Source organism: Pseudomonas sp. 478, assembly GCF_003254125.1.
GTDB lineage: Bacteria > Pseudomonadota > Gammaproteobacteria > Pseudomonadales > Pseudomonadaceae > Aquipseudomonas.
This window is the reverse complement of record NZ_QKZG01000020.1, coordinates 21,267-42,286: the sequence shown is the minus strand read 5'-3', so window position 1 is coordinate 42,286 and position 21,020 is coordinate 21,267. Positions and strand designations below refer to the sequence as shown.

21 protein-coding genes and 1 pseudogene are annotated in these 21,020 nt (G+C 56.4%); 10 read left to right on the top strand and 12 right to left on the bottom strand.

Annotated features, from left to right (window positions below; genetic code table 11):
• The first annotated feature begins 45 nt into the window (after positions 1 to 45).
• The gene (locus DFS28_RS28960; RefSeq protein WP_111452516.1) at positions 46 to 561 is read left to right on the top strand and encodes a DoxX family protein; all 516 of its coding nucleotides are present in this window, start codon (positions 46 to 48) and stop codon (positions 559 to 561) included.
• Positions 562 to 681: 120 nt separating this feature from the next.
• Positions 682 to 1,380, top strand: coding sequence for a dienelactone hydrolase family protein (locus DFS28_RS28955; protein ID WP_111452515.1), 699 nt, complete (start codon positions 682 to 684; stop codon positions 1,378 to 1,380).
• Positions 1,381 to 1,544: 164 nt separating this feature from the next.
• On the opposite strand, the gene DFS28_RS28950 is transcribed toward DFS28_RS28955, so the two are convergent.
• From DFS28_RS28950 to DFS28_RS28940, 3 genes are all read right to left on the bottom strand, one after another.
• Positions 1,545 to 2,519: a nitrilase-related carbon-nitrogen hydrolase gene (locus tag DFS28_RS28950; protein ID WP_111452514.1), complete on the bottom strand. Its 975-nt coding sequence runs from the start codon at positions 2,517 to 2,519 to the stop codon at positions 1,545 to 1,547.
• Positions 2,520 to 2,700: 181 nt separating this feature from the next.
• On the bottom strand, positions 2,701 to 3,633 hold the full coding sequence (locus DFS28_RS28945) for a GlxA family transcriptional regulator (RefSeq protein ID WP_111452513.1): 933 nt from the start codon (positions 3,631 to 3,633) through the stop codon (positions 2,701 to 2,703).
• A 154-nt stretch (positions 3,634 to 3,787) separates the two neighbouring features.
• Positions 3,788 to 3,988 carry a YbdD/YjiX family protein gene (locus DFS28_RS28940; protein ID WP_111452512.1) on the bottom strand — a complete coding sequence of 67 codons (201 nt, stop codon included), beginning with the start codon at positions 3,986 to 3,988 and terminating at the stop codon, positions 3,788 to 3,790.
• A gap of 174 nt (positions 3,989 to 4,162) precedes the next feature.
• Between DFS28_RS28940 and DFS28_RS28935 the strand changes: the two genes are divergently transcribed.
• Together DFS28_RS28935 and DFS28_RS28930 are read left to right on the top strand one after the other, a co-directional pair.
• A complete protein-coding gene (locus DFS28_RS28935) occupies positions 4,163 to 4,648 on the top strand; it encodes an adenosine-specific kinase (RefSeq protein WP_111452511.1) in 486 nt (161 codons plus the stop codon).
• A 129-nt stretch (positions 4,649 to 4,777) separates the two neighbouring features.
• Positions 4,778 to 4,996, top strand: a pseudogene (locus tag DFS28_RS28930) (LysR substrate-binding domain-containing protein); the annotation flags it as partial.
• 69 nt (positions 4,997 to 5,065) lie between these two features.
• Here DFS28_RS28930 and DFS28_RS28925 read toward each other — a convergent pair.
• From DFS28_RS28925 to DFS28_RS28900, 6 genes are all read right to left on the bottom strand, one after another.
• A complete protein-coding gene (locus tag DFS28_RS28925; protein WP_111452510.1) occupies positions 5,066 to 5,635 on the bottom strand; it encodes a DJ-1/PfpI family protein in 570 nt (189 codons plus the stop codon).
• Between the two features lie 176 nt (positions 5,636 to 5,811).
• Positions 5,812 to 6,486: a MarC family NAAT transporter gene (locus DFS28_RS28920; protein ID WP_111452509.1), complete on the bottom strand. Its 675-nt coding sequence runs from the start codon at positions 6,484 to 6,486 to the stop codon at positions 5,812 to 5,814.
• A gap of 49 nt (positions 6,487 to 6,535) precedes the next feature.
• Entirely contained in the window at positions 6,536 to 7,114 is a 579-nt protein-coding gene (locus DFS28_RS28915) for a hypothetical protein (protein ID WP_111452508.1), read from the bottom strand.
• A gap of 363 nt (positions 7,115 to 7,477) precedes the next feature.
• On the bottom strand, positions 7,478 to 8,308 hold the full coding sequence (locus tag DFS28_RS28910) for a type 1 glutamine amidotransferase domain-containing protein (protein ID WP_111452507.1): 831 nt from the start codon (positions 8,306 to 8,308) through the stop codon (positions 7,478 to 7,480).
• Positions 8,309 to 8,680: 372 nt separating this feature from the next.
• Positions 8,681 to 9,430 (bottom strand): creatininase family protein, encoded by a 750-nt coding sequence (locus DFS28_RS28905; RefSeq protein ID WP_111452506.1) that lies wholly within the window; start codon positions 9,428 to 9,430, stop codon positions 8,681 to 8,683.
• Positions 9,431 to 9,492: 62 nt separating this feature from the next.
• Positions 9,493 to 10,806 (bottom strand): MFS transporter, encoded by a 1,314-nt coding sequence (locus DFS28_RS28900; RefSeq protein ID WP_111452505.1) that lies wholly within the window; start codon positions 10,804 to 10,806, stop codon positions 9,493 to 9,495.
• Between the two features lie 138 nt (positions 10,807 to 10,944).
• Between DFS28_RS28900 and DFS28_RS28895 the strand changes: the two genes are divergently transcribed.
• A complete protein-coding gene (locus DFS28_RS28895; protein ID WP_111452504.1) occupies positions 10,945 to 11,877 on the top strand; it encodes a LysR family transcriptional regulator in 933 nt (310 codons plus the stop codon).
• Positions 11,878 to 12,074: 197 nt separating this feature from the next.
• Here DFS28_RS28895 and DFS28_RS28890 read toward each other — a convergent pair whose 3' ends face one another.
• A complete protein-coding gene (locus tag DFS28_RS28890) occupies positions 12,075 to 12,809 on the bottom strand; it encodes a FadR/GntR family transcriptional regulator (RefSeq protein ID WP_111452503.1) in 735 nt (244 codons plus the stop codon).
• A 261-nt stretch (positions 12,810 to 13,070) separates the two neighbouring features.
• On the opposite strand from DFS28_RS28890, the gene DFS28_RS28885 reads away from it, so the two are divergent.
• The 4 genes from DFS28_RS28885 to DFS28_RS28875 all read left to right on the top strand — a co-directional run bounded on the left by DFS28_RS28885 (position 13,071) and on the right by DFS28_RS28875 (position 16,763).
• Positions 13,071 to 14,177: a mandelate racemase/muconate lactonizing enzyme family protein gene (locus DFS28_RS28885; RefSeq protein ID WP_111452502.1), complete on the top strand. Its 1,107-nt coding sequence runs from the start codon at positions 13,071 to 13,073 to the stop codon at positions 14,175 to 14,177.
• A gap of 62 nt (positions 14,178 to 14,239) precedes the next feature.
• Complete coding sequence (locus tag DFS28_RS28880; RefSeq protein WP_371922185.1) at positions 14,240 to 15,223, top strand: AEC family transporter; 984 nt, start codon at positions 14,240 to 14,242, stop codon at positions 15,221 to 15,223.
• A 722-nt stretch (positions 15,224 to 15,945) separates the two neighbouring features.
• Entirely contained in the window at positions 15,946 to 16,122 is a 177-nt protein-coding gene (locus DFS28_RS30560) for a hypothetical protein (RefSeq protein WP_158539704.1), read from the top strand.
• Between the two features lie 95 nt (positions 16,123 to 16,217).
• Positions 16,218 to 16,763, top strand: coding sequence for a hypothetical protein (locus tag DFS28_RS28875; protein ID WP_111452500.1), 546 nt, complete (start codon positions 16,218 to 16,220; stop codon positions 16,761 to 16,763).
• A 753-nt stretch (positions 16,764 to 17,516) separates the two neighbouring features.
• Here the strand turns inward: DFS28_RS28875 and DFS28_RS28865 are convergent.
• Positions 17,517 to 18,569: an alpha/beta fold hydrolase gene (locus DFS28_RS28865; protein ID WP_111452498.1), complete on the bottom strand. Its 1,053-nt coding sequence runs from the start codon at positions 18,567 to 18,569 to the stop codon at positions 17,517 to 17,519.
• Between the two features lie 519 nt (positions 18,570 to 19,088).
• Complete coding sequence (locus DFS28_RS28860; protein ID WP_111452497.1) at positions 19,089 to 19,757, bottom strand: polysaccharide lyase family 7 protein; 669 nt, start codon at positions 19,755 to 19,757, stop codon at positions 19,089 to 19,091.
• Positions 19,758 to 20,303: 546 nt separating this feature from the next.
• Here DFS28_RS28860 and gfa point away from each other — a divergent pair.
• Positions 20,304 to 20,882, top strand: a complete 579-nt coding sequence (gene gfa, locus DFS28_RS28855) for an S-(hydroxymethyl)glutathione synthase (RefSeq protein ID WP_111452496.1) — start codon at positions 20,304 to 20,306, stop codon at positions 20,880 to 20,882.
• Positions 20,883 to 21,020: the final 138 nt, after the last annotated feature.

Genomic DNA, 21,020 nt, shown 5'->3' with positions numbered 1-21,020 from the left:
GGCACCGCTGTGCCCCTCCTCCCTGACTGAACGGAGATCAAGCCCATGACCACCTCACTCTCATCGGCCGTGAAAGGCCTGCACCTGAACCTCGACCGTGCCGGTAGCTGGATTGCGCCGCTGACCCTGCGGGTGTTCCTCGCGTGGGAGTTCTTCGAATCAGGCCTGGAAAAATTCAATGGCGAAAACTGGTTCGCCGATATTCAGGACAGCTTCCCGTTCCCCTTCAACCACGTGCCGGCCACGCTGAACTGGGAACTGTCGATGTGGGCCGAACTGATCTGCGCCCTGGCCATACTGGTCGGCCTGGGGACACGGATCTCGGCAATCATTTTGATCGTGATCACGGTCGTCGCGACTGCCGCCGTTCACTGGCCGGCCGATTGGTCTACATTGAGTGAGCTTGCTCAGGGTTACGCCATCAGCAACAAGGGGCACGGTAACTTCAAACTGCCGCTGATCTACCTCGCGGCCTTTATGCCGCTGTTGCTCTCGGGTGCCGGCAAGCTCAGCCTCGATGCGCTGCTGGCTCGAGTCTTCTGGCGTCGCGATAACCGCTGAAGGGTATTTGCAGTGGACGGTTTCGCCGAATGATGGAAACGTATGCAGGTGATGCCAAGCTTCAACACCACACACCCCAAGTATCCTTCACCCCACTCACTTGTGTAGACAGGAGCCACCATGAGCGTGACCACCCAATGGATCGAAATCGACAGCGCCGACGGTAAATTCGGCGCTTACCTGGCGATTCCGCACACCCGTAAAGGCCCGGGGATCGTGTTGATCCAGGAAATTTTCGGCGTGAATGAACACATCCGCTCGGTCGCCGAACAATACGCTGCCGACGGTTACCTGGTGATTGCACCGGACCTGTTCTGGCGCAGCGGCCACCGCATCGAACTGGGTTACGACGAGGCCGGCTGGAAACGCGCCGTCGAGTTGATGAACGCCACCGATGTCGGCAAGGCACAGACCGACATCGAACTGGCCATCGACGCCTTGAAAGCCCAGCCGGGTCTGGACGGCGGGATCGCTTCGATTGGTTACTGCTTCGGTGGTCTGCTCTCGTACCACACCGCCGCCAATGGGCTGGTGGACGTGGCCATCGCCTATTACGGCGGCGGCATCCAGAATCATCTGGACCGCGCCGATGAAATCGAAGTGCCACTGCTGATGCACTTCGGTGAACAGGACAGCCACATCCCACTGGAAGCCGTGGAGAAAATCGCCGAGCGCTTCGATACCAACGATAACGTGGAAATTGTGGTGTACCCAGAGGCCGAACATGGCTTCAACTGCTCGCATCGCGACAGCTACAACCAGCGCGCAGCGGCTGAAGCCCATGGCAATACACTGATCTTTTTGGGTCAGGAACTGTAAGGCCAGACGAGCAAAAAGGGGACTTCCATCGATCCGGTGGAAGTCCCCTTTTTTTGGTGTCTGTGATGGCCCCATCGCGGGCAAGCCACGCTCCCACAGGGGAAATGCATTCCAATGTGGGAGCGTGGCTTGCCCGCGATTGGGGCGACACGGTCTCAAGCCGATTAGCGACTGATTTCCTCCACGGTATCGGTCATTGCCAGCTTCGGATGAGCACTGCGTTCATGCACATGGCTCGTCGGTGTGCGATCTATCAACAGGCTCAACAGTTCCGGACGGCTGTAGTGACCGCGCGAATCCATCATGCGTTTGCGCCTATCGATCAGGCCCATGTCGAGGTCGACGATCACCTCGCCTTCGCCTTCGGTCAATGAGCCCAGCACCACGCCGTCCGGGCTGATGATCGCGGTAAAGCAACCACCGGAAATCGGGCCGATGGGGCAACCGGTGTCGGCCATGATTTGCGCCTGTTGTTCAGGGTTCAGCCAAGCGGTGGAGTTGACCACGAAGCAGGCCGCCTCCAATGCATGCTGGCGGATGCTGACTTCCATTTGTGAAGCGAACAAAGGCCCCGCAAACGATCCTGGATACATCGCCGCGTGGATCTGTTCGCCATCGGCCATCAAGGCATAACGGGCCAGCGGGTTGTAATGTTCCCAGCACGCCAACTGGCCGATGCGCCCTACTGCGCTGTCGGTGGCACGCAGGCCTGAGCCGTCGCCCATGCCCCAGATCATGCGTTCGTGATAGGTCGGGGAAATCTTGCGCCGACGCTGAATCAGGGTGCCGTCGGCATCGAACAACAACTGCGTGTTGTACAGCGTGCCGCCGTCACGTTCGTTGACGCCGATTGAAACCACCATGCCGGCCTGTCTGGCGGCGGCGCCGATAGCCTCGGTGGCAGCCGAAGGGACAGTGACGGCCTGATCCAGCAGTTTGAGGTGTTCGGCCGCCATTTCGAAAGGCGACTGAACGAACGAGAAGTACGGGTAATAAGGCACGATGGTTTCCGGGAACACGGCAAACTGCACGCCCTGCTCGCCAAGCTCGATAATTTTCTGCACCACTTTGTCGACGGTGCCTTCACGGCTGTAAAGAACGGGGCTGATTTGTACGGCGGCGGCTTTTACGAGGGTCATGGCGGTGATCTCATTGAGGGAATGGACTACTTCGAGATCAAAATTACGCCAATAATATTTAGACCGAAATGTCGAATACACCACCTTTTAGGACACGCTCTTCTGTAGGAGCAAAGCTTGCTCGCGATGGCGTCTTTGAGACCGCTATCGCGAGCAAGCTTTGCTCCTACAGAGCGTGGCATCACCCGCGATTGGCGCGTTGAATGACCTGCGGTGGCTGCCCAAATGCACGGATAAACGCCCGACGCATCCGCTCCCGATCGCCAAAACCGGTATCGGTCGCCACCACGTCGATGGGGTGACGACCGGTTTCCATCATCAGACGCGCCGCTTCTACCCGCAGGTTTTCGATGGCCTTGGCCGGTGATTGCCCGGTTTCGGCATGGAACACACGGCTGAATTGCCGAGGGCTGAGGTTGGCGGCGCTGGCCAGTTCCTCGACTGACAGTGCGGACTTCAGGTTCTGTTTGGCATAGGCCAATGCGGCCTGGATGCGGTCGGTCTTGGGCTCCAGTTCGAGCATCACCGAAAACTGCGACTGCCCTCCCGCGCGCCGGTGGTACACCACTAATTGCCGGGCCACCCGCCGCGCCACTTCCGCGCCCAGATCCTTTTCCACCAGCGCCAACGCCAGATCGACACAAGCGCTCATGCCCGCGGCCGTCCAAATGTTGCCGTCGTTGATGAAGATCCGGTCTTCCTCGACCTTCACCTTCGGGTACGCCTTCTGCAGCGCCGGTGCATGGCACCAGTGCGTGGTCGCCCGTCGGCCATCCAGCAAACCAGCCTCGGCCAATGCAATGGCGCCGCTGCAGATGGAGCCCAGACGCCGGGTGGTCCGGCTGGCGTTGCGCAAAAACGCCACCATGCCCGGCGATACTGGACGGATCAGGTTGTCGCCCATCACCAACAGCGTATCGAACGAGCGCTGGTCGAACGCCGTGGTTTCCACGCCAAACCCGGCGGAGGTCTGCACCGTACCGCCGTGCTCGGACAGCAAGGCAATGTCGTACGCCGGTTCGGCGGTGGCCATGTTGGCCAACTCGAACGTGGCGCACATGGCCAGGCCCAACACCTGAAACCCGGGGTAAACGATGAGTCCGATGGTGTGCATGGCGATTGGCTCTTCTGACCTTAAAGGTGGCATAGCTGATTTAACAGCCACTGACGTTGCATCGCAAGATGATCGTCATTGCACGCCTTAGGCTACTGACGCTGGCCGGTATCGGCGGCTCGGCCAATCTCGATGGGTTGAACGATGCGAAGTTCTAGCAGCAACGGGTATTGCATTTGCCACGGCCGAAACGGGCCTCCTGACGCTCGCGGAAAAACGCCGAATAGCTCATGACCGGTTCGCCGGGATGATTGAGCGCCATTTGCGCAACGTAGTTATCGTAATCGGGCACGCCAACCATTAAACGCGCGCTCTGGCTGAAGAACTTCGCGACATGCTGCAGTTTGCGGTACATGGCAATTCTCTCTATGCGTGTGGGATTGGCCCATGAAAGCGCACTGATGTATCTGCACTGTGTCAGCACCGGGGCCATTTGTATTTTCAAGTATCAACAGCGGCGACGCTCAACGCCCGGCTCGTTCTCACGCTAGGCTGAAGAGTAACGACATCGTGAAAGGAGGCGTTCGAGATGCAACTCATCACGTTGAAAATCGACAAACCGGAAGCGACCAACTTCATTTTCGGTCAGACCCACTTCATCAAGTCCGTCGAGGACATCCACGAAGCGATGGTCAATGCCGTGCCAGGTATCCGCTTTGGCGTGGCCTTTTGCGAAGCTTCCGGCAACTGCCTGGTGCGCTGGTCCGGCACCGATGCCGCCATGATCGACCTGGCCCGGAGCAATGCCCAAGCCATCGGCGCAGGCCATAGTTTCATCATTTTTCTCGCCGATGGCTTCTATCCCGTAAACGTGTTGAACGCCGTCAAAATGGTTCCAGAGGTGTGCCGTATTTTTTGTGCAACGGCCAACCCGACTGAAGTGATTCTGGCCGAGACGGACCAAGGGCGAGCGATTCTGGGCGTGGTGGATGGCTTCTGCGCCCGTGGTATTGAAGGCGAGGAAGACATCCTGTGGCGCAAGAACCTGTTGCGGCAGATCGGCTACAAACTTTGAGCAAAGCAGGCGCTGAGCATCACGTTCAGCGCCTCACACCTCACACCTCACACCTCACGCCTGAGAGGCTTTTTGGCGGCCTGGCAGCACGCGAGCGCCCAACGCCGAAGGAGCAGCGATAACCTCTGCGGGCTTCTCCCCTTAGCCGAATGGGACATCGCCCGTTACGTGCGCAGTGGCCGCTTGCGCCTGGTGCTGGAGGATCAGACCCCAACCCGCGCCGATGTCTACGCCGTGTATCCGCAACAGCTACATCTGTCGGCGCGAGTACGCAGCTTGATCGACTTTCTGGTCGAGCGCTTCAAGCACATCGATCACCTGGAAGAACCGGAATCTACGCGAGAATGAATAGGGCTTTGGGCCAACAGGTGCCACTCAAACACATCACCTGATCGGCAGTTTTGTAGGACGAAGCGGTCACCGATGTTCCGCTGCCAACATTGACCTGAACTGAGAAATGATTTCCGAAGATAGCCCGGCACCTTCGAACACTGCGCAGGTGAAACTAACGGGTGCAGGGCCTGGAGCAGTGATGATGCGGTCTGCAATCACAGCTACCGGACTGTTTCGATAAAGCGTGCCCCCTTCATAACCTACGGCATTCTGTTTTAAGAAGTCAGCGCTGTTCGAGGTATGAGGAACCGTGTCGAGAAGCCCGGCCCTGGCAAGTGCCAGCGTTCCCCCACAGATACCGGCAATTGTCGCTCCACTTGAACGACTGGCATGAAGAAAATCTCGCATATCCGGTGCTTCTGCATGCTCCCAGACCATTCCTCCAATAACGACAACAACGTCCGGTTTCCAGTCCAGACATTCCTGCAAACTGCTATCAACCGTTACTGCCAATCCACCCTGCGAGCGGAACTGCCCCGCAGCAGGAGCGAAAAACCTGACGTCGATCCCGTAAAACGGGGACGCAGTTCCAGCAATGAAAGCATATTCCCAGTCCGCAAAACCGGGTGTCAGTATCAATCCCACGCGTGCCATCAGTCAGAATCCTCCCTGAGTGCCAATAACAAGTGGCGACAACAAATATACATCAGGGGCTGGTTTTGGCCGTTTTCAGCCTGCCGCGCAGACATACCCAGGATTTCAAGTCCTAGGAAAGCCGGACCGATTTGCCGAGAGCTATCCTTCGTGAAGAGCAATAAAGGCTCTCGAAATTACTGAGGGCGAAACAGGTGAGCATTACTGTCGATGATGGTTTGGATGATTTCCACCGAGCCATTAATGGCGAATTGCGCGCCCATGCATACCAGCAGGAAACCCATCAGCCGTGATATGGCATCAATGCCTGACTGTCCCATTATTCTCATGATTATTCCTGAGCCAAGCAGGCATACCCAAAGGATAAGAGCGGTAAACAGGAAAATTAACGGCGGGGCTGTTAATAAGACCCAGGCAGGAAATAACGTACTGTGTTTGATAGTGGCGGCGGAACTGATGATCATCGCAATGGTGCCAGGCCCGGCCGTACTGGGCATAGCCAGGGGAATGAAGGCAAAGTTCGGTTGTTCGCTTGCACCGGTGCTGGAAGCAGAGGGCTGAAGAGGCGGCGGAAACAGCATCTTCAAGCCCATGATGATGAGAATTCCTCCCCCGGCCATACGCAAGCCCGGTATAGAGATGTTAAATGCATCCATAACAAACGCGCCTACGTAGTAAGTGAACGTCATGATCAGAAAGACATAGAACGACGTCAGAAAAGCTTGTGTCTTTTTTTCCTTGTGACTCAGCCCCTTGCTCAAGGCGAGAAACAGCGCCACTGTCGTGGGAGGGTTAGTCAATGGCAGCAGCGCCAGCAACCCAAGGCCGATTGCATTGAACAAATCTGTCATGTCGAACTCAAGTCCTGTTGTTCGAGGCCACGTTTGTCGGCGAGCGTTGTTAGCGTGAAGTTTTGACCTTCAGGACTTCGGTATAAATGGCGTCAACCGTCTGACCCACCTGGAGCTTCTTCATCCTTTCCTGAAGCTTCGGGTCTTCGACTTTCAGGACCGTTGCTTTTCCCTCCGGCGGAAGCAAGGTCACCTCATGCTGTTGCAAGTCAATGCGAATGATCTTGGACGTAACCTTGACCTGGCGAACCGCTTCACCTCCGGGATTGGGATTGTCCTTGGTGGCACGGATGGACATGGATTCCTTAGTGACGCCCGGTGCACCGCCAATCTCGGTATCAAGCCTATAAGCCACTGAACGAATCACATGAATATCGACCGTGTCGCCGACTTTCAAATTGTGCAGGTTCTTGGCCTGGTCGGTGAGCTGGATAGGCACTGGACTTTTGTCGCGACCTTCGATGGTGACTTGGTAGTTAGCGGGATCAACGGCCAATACACGGGAAACAATGTGCCCCTCCATCGTACTGCTTCCCAACGGTATATCGGCGGCATGTGCGGTCAGGCAGGCAGTCGAGAGAAGTGAAGCGAGGGCAATGGCGCAGGCAACGGAACGGATTGGTCTCATGGGGGTGCTCTTCCATAGAGTGTTTACATTACGAATCCTGCATACGGCTTTCTGGGGTGACTTGCCGTAGCCGATGGAATCGCATTGACCTCGGTAGCAATCACCAAAATCCAGTCAGCTCAGTTTAGCGTTCATTTGTGTATTGCAAATCTGCAAACCTACCGGCCTCCCTTCGGACCGAAGTCGGCGGATTGAAACGGCAGAGCCCGCATTACGAAGCCGCCCTTGGGCCTGGACGTAATGTGCGGGTGTCATCTTCCGACCATAAGCTTGCAGTGTGTCGGGATAGACGGTGGTGCTGGAGCCAAAGCAGCTCGCCCCCCAGCACCTACGGCCCGGCTCGCCCGGAACGGCCGCCCAGGATTACTTCAGTTTCGCCAGCATGGCCACGGCGACTGCCTTGGCCGACTGTGGGTTCTGGCCGGAAATGACTTCGCGGTCTTCGATCACGTTCTCGCTCCATGGCTTGGCTTCGGAGAAGTTAGCACCGGCTGCTGTCAGGCCATCCTGTGGGAACAGTTTCATATGGCCACCGCCAAGGAAACCTTTGGCCTGCTCCTCTTCCGCGTCGGTGAAGGCGGTGACTTTGTAGCCCTTGTAAATCCAATTGGCTGGCGCTGCCGGCTGTTTGCCCGATTCCAGCGCGGAGACAAAACCGCGCGCATCCGGGATCGTCGACAACATGGCTATGGTGCCATGGCAGGTGAAGCCGGTGACCTTGCCTTTTTCATGGAAGTTGGTCAGCAGTAGGCCCAGTTGTTTGTCCTTCAGCAGATCCTGCATCGGGATATGGCCGCCAGGCACGAATACGGCATCGAACTTGTCGTAGCCGATTTTCTGAACCTGCGCGAAGCTGATTGCCGGCGATCCGCTCTTCGAGGTCAGCTTCAGCGTGGCCAGTAGCGCGAGACTTTCCTGACGGGCCTTTTCATCGCCACCCCAGAAGCTCACATCATTGGATTTCTGGTCCGCGGTTGGCGCCTTGCCGCTAGGGGTGGCAAATACGACGGTTTGACCCGCCTCGATGAAGGTCTGCACCGGTTGCATTAATTCGTTCAGGAAGAAACCTGTTTGCATGACCTTGCCATCTTTCAGGTCCAGTTGAGCCTGATCCGACAGTACAACCAATACCGTGCCGGCGTTGGCATAGTTAGCGGCGCCGGCTAGCAGGGCGGCAATAATGGCTTTTTTCACGCGATTCTCCAGTAGGAATGGTTTGACGGAGCCATCTTATTACTAGAGCAGGCAGCGATAGAGCCCCTTAACAGACTTTCACTTATTACATTGGGTAATCAATATTTGGGGTGTGCCGTCACTGAAGCGGATTTGTCTTGCGCCTTCCCTACCTGCTCCGCCGGCCCAGCCAACGGATAGCCATCCGCATCAACGATCACCGAGCCTTGCACCCAACCGTCTTCTTTTGAGAAAAATAATCCGTCCCTTTTCTAACGGTACCGAGGTCTTTCAAGCGGGCATAAACGTCATGTTCAATCATGAAATCCCCTCAAACAGGACGCACCAACGCCCGGTTCTACCGGGCGTTGGCCAAGTTGAGAAGCCGCAGGTTCAGCCGGGCATTGATTCGCGGCTGAAAGCGTCCAGCTCCCGCACCAGGCTCTGCGCTGCCAACATCACCAGTTCACGACCTTTTTCTGGCGTCGCCAGCGCCGGGTCCGAGCCCATGCGGCCATCGGGATGGCGTGTGCGGAAGTCCATCGCTTCGCGGATCGGGCCCCAAGGGGCGATCTGCGGCGAGTATTCAGCCGATTTGATCGAATCCGGATAGGCCCATTGTGTGACCGCGATCTCGGACGGCGTGGCGTGCACGCCGTGCCCCGTAGGGAACTGCTCGCGCGCAAGCTCCCCTACCCCCTCAAGGTCCCACCAATTGCACAACTTCAGCGCGAACCCTGCTGGGCGTCGAGCGAAGCTGGCTTCGGCGTAGAGCTCAGAGAACGCCGCCTCGATCGATGCAACGTTGCCACCGTGGCCATTGAGGAAGAGGATTTTTTCAAACCCGTGAGCGGCCAGCGAACGCACCCAATCTCCGATCGCCGCAATAAAGGTCGACGGACGCAGCGAGATGGTCCCAGGGAACCCAAGATGGTGCTGGGCCATGCCGATATTGAAGGTCGGTGCAATCAGGATGTCTGCGTTTTTTTGCGCTTCACCGGCGATGATTTCCGGGCACATCCAGTCGGTCCCCAGAAGACCAGTTGGACCGTGTTGTTCGTTCGAACCGATAGGGATCACGATGGTGCGGCTACGTTGAAGAAATTGACCGATCTCGGCCCAGGTCGACAAGTGTAAAAGCATTTAAGTTCTCACTTTTAAAGGGTTCCTTGCGGAACATGACAAAGGACGCGGGTGGCAACAGATCAACCCGCACTGTATTCCGGAATCGCGCCGTCACGGGTTTTCGGCTTGGTCGACAGGATCACCAACGCTGCGCACAAAAATACGCAACCCACGATAACGATGCCAAGATTGGCGCTGCCGGTTGCGGTTTTTGCCCAGCCGATCATGGCCGGCCCCCAGAAGCCGCCGGAAAGACCGATGGTATTAATCAAGGCAATGCCGCCCGCCGCCGCCTCGCCCTTGATGTGTTCAGAGGGCATCGCCCACAAGACGGTGTAGGCCATAAACATCATGGCGGTTGCCAGGGTCAGCAGGGCCAGCGCGGCCATCAGGTTGCCGTCGGCAAAGGGGTACACCAGCAGCAGGCTCGCGCCGATCCCCGCAGGCACTGCACAGTGATAGCGTCTTTCACCGACGCGGTCCGACCGGCGCCCTATCCAGTACATGCCGCAAGCGGCGGCGACATAGGGAATCGCGGCGTACCAACCCAGTTGCATGGTGTCGTTGACGCCCTGGGCCTTGAGGATTGCCGGCAGCCAGAAACTCATGGCGTAGATCGAGAAGATGATGCAGAAATAGGCGCTGGCGAGAATGTAGATTTTCGGGTCGCGCAACACCGCACGGAACGAATGGACGCGCCCGGTCGATTCACCCAGCTCACTGGCCAGCAAGGCCTTTTCTTCATGGCTCAGCCAGCGCGCCTCAGCGGGTCGATTGGAAAGGATGAAGAAGGTCAGCACACCAAGGAAGACACACGGCAAGCCTTCAATCAAGAACATCCACTGCCAGCCGGCCAGACCGCCAACGCCTTCGAACGTGGTGATCAACCACGCAGACAGTGGGCCGCCTACAATGCCGCCAATGGGGCCGGCGATAAACACGATCGCAATGGCCCGCGCCATACGTTTCGGACCGTACCAGCAGGACAGGTAATAAATCATTCCCGGTGCAAAACCGGCTTCGAACACCCCCAGCAGAAAGCGCATGGCGTAAAACATCGGCACGTTGCGCACGAACAACATGCAGGCCGAGGTGATGCCCCAACACACCAGAATACGGCTGAAGGTTTTCCGTGCGCCGACCTTCGGCAGCATCAGGTTGCTCGGCAATTCGAACAACACATACCCCAGAAAGAAAATACCGGCGCCCGCGCCATAGGCCGCATCGGAAAGCCCAAGGTCATTTTGCATCTGCAGTTTGGCAAAGCCGACGTTGATCCGGTCCAGATACGCAAATACATAACAGATGAACAGGAGTGGCAGCAGCCGCCAGTTGAGCTTGCGGTAAAGGGCTGAAATGGCATCACTTCGTGCCGGCGTCTGAAGAATTGACATGCGAATCTCCCGTTATTCTTGTTGGTCTGCGTTCGTCCTCAAGAATGTTGCACCGGCACCTCAGGACCAGCAAGAGCAACTAAGTTCGTGTAGTGTTGCTCTACAGGCAACGCTACATCTCTGGAGAGATTTCCCGGCATGCGCGAAATCAATCAACAACGGCTGCGGTATTTTCATGAGGTGCTGACGCACGGATCCATTCGTGGCGCGGCCGACAGCATCAATACATCGCCCTCGGTCATCACACGCCAGATCAAGCTGCTAGAAGAGGAAATCGGCGCAAAACTGTTCGAGCGCCAGGCACGTGGTGTTCAGCCCACCGAGGCCGCGGCGCACCTGCTGGAGTTCTGGCGCGGCTATCGATCGCACCAGGAGAAACTCGAAGATCAGTTGCAAGCGATCAAGGGCCTGCAGCAAGGCCATGTGCGCGTCGTCATCAGCGAGGGCTATGTTGATGCGTTGGTCGACAACGTGCTCGCGCCGTTCTGCAAGCAGTACCCCAAGCTTGATGTGCGGCTGGACATCCTGCCCGTCGACGACGTCCTCAACGAAGTCGCCGAAAACCGTGCGCACATCGGCCTTGCGTACAATCCGCCGCCGCATCCGCACATCGACTATCGAGCGACGTTTTCGCAACCGGTGATGCTGTTGGTTCGCCCGGATCATCCATTGGCATTGCGAGGCGCGGCGGCAACCGTCGAGGATATCCTCGCCTGCCAACTGGTCCTGACGCCCACGACATTCGGTATCGGTCATGCGATCAAGATGCTCGAGTATGCCGAGAAAATCGAGATCCGCCCGGTACTCGTCAGCAACTCCCTCGCGGCGCTCAAGCGCATGGTGGAGGACGGCGGTTTTGCTTCGTTGCTCGGCGAATTCGCGGCCTATCGGGAAATCGCCAACGGCAGCCTGGCGGCGGTATCGATCGACCATCCGTTGTTTCTTGGGGTTGAAGCAAAACTGTTGGTGAAATCCGGTCGACCGTTGGCCGCCCCTGCTCAAGAGCTGCTGAACTGGATGTTGCAGCGCTTGCCGATGTTTGCGTCTGGTACAGGAGTGTCGAGTGCCTGACCTGAGCCCCACTTGAGGTTCAGTCCATCACCGAAGTAACGGGATGGATTTTTCGATATGCGCCTGATTATGTCCGCAGCAAACAGTTGACGTCTTTTGTCGGCCAACTGTTCGCCAACTCATAGCGCCTCGCATGACTAAAGAACAACTTGCCTGCCTTGTAGAACAACGAGACAACACCCTTGCGGCAGAAACCATCAGAAAAATGTGATCTCGTAGCCGAATCGTGAGGCTGCGTTGACGATATGTTCCCCCATGATCTGGCGTGCCGCCGTCGCATTTCGATCGATAAAAGCCTGCACGAGTTCTTCATGCTCCCCGCGCGCCGCGTGCGGAATATTGCTGAACACCGGGCCGCGCCGCGCGAAGGTCATGGTGATCAGTGCGCGCATTGGCTCGAGCACTGTGCGAATCATCGTCTCGAGGTAGTCGTTGCCCGACGCTGCCGCAATGGCCCTGTGAAAATCGAGGTCGGCGTTGACGGTTTCCAGGGTCGGCTCGCCTTCGTATTGCATACGCAGGACCGCGGCCTGAATGATTTTCAGCTTGGCCGGAGTCATGTGCGACGCGGTGAGCGCGGCGGCCTGGCTTTCCAGCACGGCCCGCACCTCAAACATATTTCGGATGGTGTTGTCACCGTCCAGCATCGGCGCATTCGCCTGCGGTGCCAAAGGCTCTGACGCTTGGGAGGCGGCGGAGACGAAGACGCCTACGCCCTGGCGAGACTGAATCAGCCCCTGCGCCCGCAGCGTGGCGATGCCCTCGCGCACCACGTTGCGGCTGACGCCGAAGTTCTGCGAGAGAAACTGTTCAGTGGGCAGACGGTCTCCCGGCCGCAGCCGCCCGGAAGCAATCTCGTCGCTCAGCGAGCGGGCGATGTGCTCGGCCAGATGAGGTCGCCGCGTTACGGGTTGCACATTCATTTCACTCATTCTTTTTCTCCCCTCACTTGTCTTCTTAATCTACATCAGAAGACTTGTTCCTGACAGTTGAAACTGAAATTCGCCAAACACATCAATAATATTCACTAATAAAAACAAATACTTAATAACAACACAGACCGAAATCTATCTGAACAGCTCAGTTGTTCTGTTGAAGGACAACAGAATGTTATGTACGTTGCCCTCGACCTGGCACGGACGAATAAAAAAAATCGCCGTGCCAGCTTCGCAACCCGCTTGAGGCGCAATCCTATGAAAATTGCCAGCATTGAAACCATTCCGCTTCGTATTCCCTTCACCACGGGTGGCCGGTCCGCCGGCGGGGTCTGGGGGCCGAAAGACCTGCAAATGGTCGACTCTCTCGTGGTCAAGATCACCACCGACGACGGTATCGTTGGCTGGGGCGAAACCTTCGGCTTCACCGCGATCCCTGCGGTAAAAGTGGTGATCGACACCATCCTTGCGCCTGAACTGATTGGCAGTGACGTTACCCGACGGGAGAAATTACAGGGTGACCTGCAGAAGAAATTTCACGTTTTCGGTCGCAGCGGCGCGTTTATCTATGGCCTCTCGGCGATTGACATCGCGCTGTGGGATATCGCGGGCAAAGCCGCCAAAAAACCGATCTACCAGTTGCTGGGCGGGAGTGAGGCCACGTCTCTTGCGGCGTATGCAAGCCTGATCCGATATGCAGATCCCGAACTCATCCGCGTCAATGTGCAGCGCGCGGTCAACAGCGGTTTCCGCCACCTCAAGTTGCACGAAGTGGATATCGACGTCATCCGCGCTGCGTGCGAGGCCGCTGGCCCCGGCGTGGAAATCACCCTCGACGTCAACGCTCCGTGGACGGTGCGCGAAGCGCTGGACATGACCGAGAAACTTCGCCCGCTGAACCTGCGCTGGATCGAAGAACCGGTGTGGCCGCCGGAAGACTACTCGGGGCTGGCAAGGGTGCGCGCGCACGGCGGCATCCCGGTTGCGGCTGGCGAGAATGCCTCGACGCTCATGGACTTCCAGCACCTGCTTGAGGCCGGCGCGGTGGATTTCGTACAGCCGAGCCCCGCCAAAATGGGCGGCATCACCGAACTACAAAAAGTCTATGCACTGGCCAACGCCCATGGCGTCACCGTGATGGTCCACGCCTTTTATGACGGCCCCGGCCTGCTGGCGGCGGTGCATGGAAGTGCAGCCCTGGGCGGCGCCAAGTCACTGGTCGAATGGCGTTACTTCGATCTCGAAGCGCAACTCTATGGCGACGCCATCATCCCGCGTAACGGACGCATCGACGTACCGCAAGGACCGGGACTCGGCATCGAGCCAGACCAGGACGTCATCCGGGACTACCGCTTCAAACCTTGACCCCATAAGCCGCTGGCTCATTGCAGCGCTGATCGACGCCGACGTGTCGGCCTCGATCAGCCATGACGACATTCTTGATAAAAATAAATACGAGGATTGATGACATGTTAGACAGGATCGTAGGACCCATCTTGCCCGTCGCCTTTGTGATCGCGCTGGGTTACATCGCCGGCAAGCGCGGACGACTTACCCATTCGGACAGCCTGCTGATCAGCCGCCTGGTGCTGGGCTGGATATTCCCGGCGTTACTTTTTGTCGGGATGGCGAGCACGCCCCGTGAACAGCTCTTCGACTTCAAGTTCATCGTGGCGACATTCATCGGCATCATGGGCATGTACACGATAGCGCTGGCGATCGGCTGGTTCAGCACTCGCGATCTCAAGGTGGCAACGCTCAAGGGCTTCGTGAACGGTTATCCAGACGCCGCCTTCATGGGCATCCCTATCCTGGGTGCAATGTTCGGCGCGGGCAGCATCTACTCGGTGCTGGTACTGAACCTGGTCGCGAGCCTGGTGATGATCCCGCTGACGACCATGTTACTCACCATCGCCGATGGAAAGGCCAGTGGCGGCCAGGCGTTTTTGTCGAGCCTTTCAGGGGCGGTACGTCGTCCGCTGATGTGGGCGCCGGCCCTGGGGATTCTACTTTCCGTGCTGCAGGTCAAGTTGCCTCCGCTTGCGGCGGAGTCTTTCACCCTTCTCGGCAAAGCCACGCCCGGCGTATCCCTGCTGTGCCTGGGACTGATCATGTCGTCGGAGAAACTGAAAATGTCCGGTGAAGTCTGGGGCAACCTTGGGCTCAAGCTGCTCATTCACCCAGTGTTGATGTTCAGCGCCACGGTACTGCTCGGCACTCATGGCCTGTACGCGCAACAGATGATCCTGCTTTGCGCCCTTCCATCGGCGACGATCCCGGCGATGTTTGCGAACCAGACCGGCGCCTATCAAAGCGAAGCCGCGACCTCCATTCTGGTCAGCACCGTGCTGTCGATCGTGACGTTCTCCTTTGCGATCTACCTGATTGACGGCGGGCTTGCCGCTGCTTGACTGCGGGCTCGCGCAGGCGCCAGGCGGAAATCGCTGCGGCGGCAGAGGCGTTGAACAAACGCGCTGGAGGCTGATACCACCACCCAAAAAGCGGGACGCCAAGCGGCCCGTTTTTGCGAAAACAGATAGCACAAACAACAAGCAACCTGTGGCGAGGGAGCTCGCTCCCGCTGGCCTGCGCAGCAGGCCCATCTGTTGAACCCGTTTCGCCGCTCAGTGGAAACAATCCCCCTCACCACAGGTCAGCGTGAGTCGACCCTAGATTCGTAGACGTTTTCGAATGTCCGCTTCTGGTCGAGGCTGTGTAAAAACGTTTTTCAGCGCGACAGATACTCAAAAACGGACTGCAAATCGCGCTTCTACGAGAAATCCACGTCTGCTCACGTGCCGATAAATTTCAGATTTAACGTAGACACGCACACTTCAATTTTGGCGAAGCGTTTTTACACACCCTGGGTCGATTGCTGTCCGTCGCGAAGGGCTGAATACGACCCGAAGCTGCCCTTCGTGACTGGCAGAAATCGGCCCATGGCGGTCAGTCCGGAAAGGTAAAAAGCGGCCATGGCTGCTGTCGTGAATCACGATGGCAAATTAGTGGCTATGCTTGGTCAGTTACCTGTACGCAGTGCCGGGGATCGCAATCCAGCAGGCTCGTGAAAACGTGATCACCTCTCTTCAGGCGTCATCACAATTTGCCCTTGTGTCACGGAGTCGTCACTGACATGAAAACAAAAGAAGCTAAAGCCAAAGTAAAAGACCTGCTCTCGTCCGGAGTACCCAGATCGGAAGTGATCGCTCAGCTATCAGGCCAAGGGGTCAAGGACAGGTTGCTTGCCCGCTTGATCGCTTCAACAGCTGACCCCTACCTCTGCGATATACATGATCGCAAGTTCCTCTAGAGCTTGGCCCACTGCTTTATGTATCCAGCGTATTCACCAGTCGCACCCAGCGCATCGCGGTCGTTGTCATCAAATAATCAGCGGGGCTTGAGTCTATGAAGGTTGTTGTGCAAAGAGGTGTAATAAAAATAACGGGTGGTAATTTTTTATATCTCCTATTTTTCGTGATTGTATTGATACCGTTAACCCCGATCGGACTTTTTTTGTCTTGGGCGCTTTTTATGAGCAAGGATGGTGTTTTCATTAGATCTATTGCTTGTTTGATGATGGCCATGCTGCCGTTTGTTATGGTTATTATGGTGCGCGAAGCTATTTTGGCTCGAACAGCATGCACGATGATTGATAAGGGTAGGCAGTCAGTAATAGTTAAAAATAGAGTTCGCAAGGATATTTACAATGTTGGAGATTTTAAAGCGATAATTGTACAGTTGGTTAGCATTCCGAAAGCTTCGCATTATCAAGCCTATTTAGTGGGTGTGAACGGTAAATGTCCCTTAGGCATACAGTCAATGTCACGCAGCAAGTTAACCAGAATTTTTAAACCGATTTCTGAAAAATTAGGTATCCCTCTTGAGTACGCCGAACAATCAATTGGATTTTCAGAGGCCATGGCCATCAGGGAAAGTAGCGTAAAATCATAACTGCGACTCAACTTTGACATAGTGCCTCTGGACGATTGCTGCTTGCCACAACCGACTGAAGCCGACCCAAAGCTGCCACTCATAAACCGGCTTCTATTACTTGGATGTAGAAAATTGCACCACGATAAATCATGCGCCGCGGATGTTTAGAGTTATAAATAGTGATAGTAATAATACAAGAATGCTTGTGACTATTGCATAGCAAAAGCTAAATCCGATTTTTATGGGTAATATATCATCGGCTGCGACTTGATACCCGAGATACCCATTTGTCAGTGCCGATGTTACGACTCCGACTACCAAAATAGCATATGTCTTGTAGTTTGGATTAAGTATGGGGATCAGGATTACATATGCACCACTTATCAAGATGGCGAATATGACAACAACCTTTATGGCTGCGATGATGTTGCGTTTCGTTGCGGTCATATTTGCTCCCTTCTGAGAGTGGATTGTAAACAAGACTATTCAGCTAGTCCCGCATTTCGCATTTGGCTTTTGAGTCTAGCATCGTGATCGGAATAACCAGTTCCGATATCCACATTGCTGTTCATTGGCTCAACTCGAATACGCCCCGGCTGAATAGGGGGAAGGCCCCCCTCTCAGGGGGCGTTTCGAAGCGCTTGTGGAATGACCGCTATTGGCCGAGGCTGTGTAAAAACGTTTTTGATCGTAATAGGTGGCTGGATTCGACACAAAAATTGCGTTCCTACGCAAATTTCAGGTCTGCTGAGTTGCCGAGTGCCAGCAATCCTAGAGCTCCACTTTGTTGTTCGCGGACTGCGTCAAAAACTCGGTGATCAGTGACGTAACCTGCTGTTGGATTACCTCGCGCGGGCGAGCATTGTCGCCATCCCCGCAAATGATGCCATCGCCAGGAATGTCCTCTTCGAGCAATGCCACTGCACCTGGTTTGCAAATCGGCAAGAAGCTGAAATGGCTGGCGTCACTTATCTCGACATAGCGGCTGGACGCTTGGGGCAGGCGTGTGGCCAGGTTGGCGGACTCCAACTGAGCAGGCAGTTCCACCGATGGTGCGCCGGCAGCGATAACTAGCACTGGCACCGGCAGTGCCGCAAGGCTCTCATCTGTCATCCCGCGCGAGAGTCCCAGGTCCAAAGAAACCACAGCGGTGACGCGTTGATCGCGCAAATCTCCGGCCAGAGCAGCCTTTAATGCCGGAGTACTCTCAGGGTTGATCTTTTGATAATTGGTGCAACTGGATAACTGCGGATGGAGTTTGCAGTCACGGGCAAACAGGGCCGGGTCGAAACGAGCGCCGGCGATCTCCATTGCAGTCCAGCCGCCGAGTGAATGGCCCACTACAGCAATTTGACGCTTTGTGACCACGCCAAATTTTTCAGGTTGAGTGGTGACCGCCTCAATGGCCCGATGCAGGTCAATGGGCCGCTGCCATAACTGCGCCGCCGCTTGCGGGCTTCGATCATGGGTCGTGGTGCCGGGGTGGTTGACCGCTGCGACAATGTAACCCTTATGGGCCAATGCACTCGCCAACCAGTTCTGATTGTTCCAATTGCCTCTGAATCCATGGGAGAGCACCACCAATGGGTGCTCGCCAGCAGAGGGTGGCGCGTTGCGAACCGCAGAAGCACCGACAAACACCACATCGTCGCCGATCAACTGTGGGGTGACGGTCGTTGTACTGGGATACCAGACGACCATCTCCAGCGGACGCTCATTATATGGGTCCGGCAGGGTGTAGGATTGGAAGCCGACAGAGTTGACGTCAGCGAGAGCGCTGGTCGTCAGACAGGTTAAAAGCAGGGCGCCGAGAGCTGTTTTCAATGGGTTGTCTTCCTTGATTTAGATAGGGGTTCAGAACCTGGAACCCACCGATAGCGTGCATCACATCTCGCAGATTATAGAAATCCTGCGCCGTGAGCAGGTGAATCTGCACCGACATTAAAGTCGATACTCCGACTGACATGCATAGTTTTCGTTATCTGCATTGACCGGTCAGCAGCCGGGCTTTCGGGGCAAGTCCGAAGGGCCGCTCTTGGCCGATAGCTGCCCGTCGCGAAATGGTGCAATCGACCGACGCCCTTAAGGTTAGTTAACTCAATCCAGTATGGGGGGCAGGAAAGTGCTATTTAAGGATGCGTGCCGCCACCTTCGACACACGCCTGCGATAACAGAGTATCCCCCAGTATGCACACGCAATGGTTTTGAAAGGCTTCGAGGGCATCTGCCACCCGCGCGGTTGAGTTCACTGAGCTAGCCACTTGGTAGCCGATCGACGAGGAAATCCACTAAAGTCTTCACCCTTCGGATCGGCGTACCAACGGTAGTGACCTAAAGAAGCGACTACATGTTGTGTTGGATCTCCAGCAACCTGAACGTCACTTTTCCGCCCTCGGTGGGATAGCCGGTGTTGTCCTGCACATATGCGCCCGCTTTGAAATACAGAGGTTTGGTCTTCCAGCTCGGGTCGATGGTGGTTCTCCAGTTGTATCCTGCTGCGCTGATGCCCAGCGCACCCTTCGGACTGAGGTGGATCTGGTAGGAAAAGTTGCAGTTGAGCGGCACCCCCGTCGCAATGGTAATGACCTGGCCCTCTTCATCGTCGGGGCGCATGCGCACCTTGGCGACAATATTTCCCGTCGAAGCCGAGGTTTTGTATTGGTATTCCAGCTTCACCATGGGGCTGTTGCTGTCCTTGTTGTGAATCTGACCAATCACGATCTTGCCGGTGCTGGGCACCTGATTGACGGTCAGACTCGCCCGCAGAATGTTATCCGCCGCTGAATACTGCCAGTTGCGCACCGTTCCATCGCTATAGGTTTCCCGCAACTCGCTGCGCGGGTAAATAGCGTTGGCCGTCCTGGAACCCGTCACAGGCGCCCAGAAAGAAAGGGTAGCGGCTTCAGAACTGAAATATTGGTCCTTGAAGCCTTGCGCCAATCGAGGCGTTTCTATGGTGGCCGGTGGGCTGCCTTCAGGGATGCTCAAATTCCAAGTGGCGAGGTCGATCATGTCAATAATCCTGTATGCGGGGAATGTTGCGGCCACAGTTGCGCTCGAACCGATGCTATTGAGCTGTGTCAATTGGGTCTGCTGATCAGGAAATCCGTGTGGCGGTTGATTGACGTCAAATGTTCGTCGAGATGTTTGTTGCAGGCTTTGTGCCTACGGGGGCGACCGTTAGTCGGCTATTTTGGAAGTTGATGGAACTAATCCGGTTGGCGTATCAGCTGCAGCGAAGGGACCTAAGCCATCAGCGGTGGACGGGGCGTCCTTCAGCCGGCGCCCGTTTTTTGTGTCCCACCTTTTATCGTCCCTCACCCGCGCGCTGGCCCAAGCTGCGCTCAAGGCGTCATCGCCGACTATTCTGGAATCTGGGTACCCGACCGGTCGCACCGAAGGAGGTCGCTCGTTTATGCATTTGCCCTTTTCGAAATCCGCCGCGGTTCGATCTGATGCATGAAGGCAAACCGAGCCGCGCCGTCATCGATTTCCGATGAACTACCGGTCTGGGGCACGGCCCAGGCACCCTGCCCACCCTGAAACGGAGACGCCAGCATGAGCACCTTGCAACTACACCCCGCACTGGACAATGGTATCCAACCCGCCGCCGCGAATTTCGCCGGTGGCACCCTGCAATGCCTGTGTGCGACCGACAAGGTCGAGGTCAAGATCGACGCACAAACGCTGCATAACCACGCGTGCGGTTGCAGCAAATGCTGGAAACCGCAAAACGCGACATTCGCCGTCATCGCCGTGGTGCCACGAGATAAGGTCAGCGTCATTGCCCATGGCGAAAAACTGGAGGTTGTCGACGAAACCGCCACCATCCAGCGCCACGCCTGCAAGCAGTGTCACGCCCATCTATTCGGGCGCATCGAGAACAAGGACCATGCGTTTTATGGCCTGGACTTCGTCCACACCGAACTTTCCCCACAGAGCGGATGGGCTGCGCCGGGATTCGCGGCGTTCGTGTCCTCCATCATCGAAACCGGTACGCCGCCAGCGCAAATGAAGGCTATCCGCGAACGCCTGCGCTCGATCGGCCTGGAACCCTATGACTGCCTGTCCCCGGACTTGATGGACGCACTGGCGATTCACGTCGCCAAACAGAAAGGCCTGCTCCCCGCCGCCTGATCGATCGCCGCGGTTTTTTTCCGGGCCGCGGCGTCGATTCACCTTTGATGTTGTGCACGCCAAAATAATCAATTGGAACTATGGAAAGCGGACGCTGGAGCTACCAGATCCGTCATGCCCATAGGTCTATCTATAAAA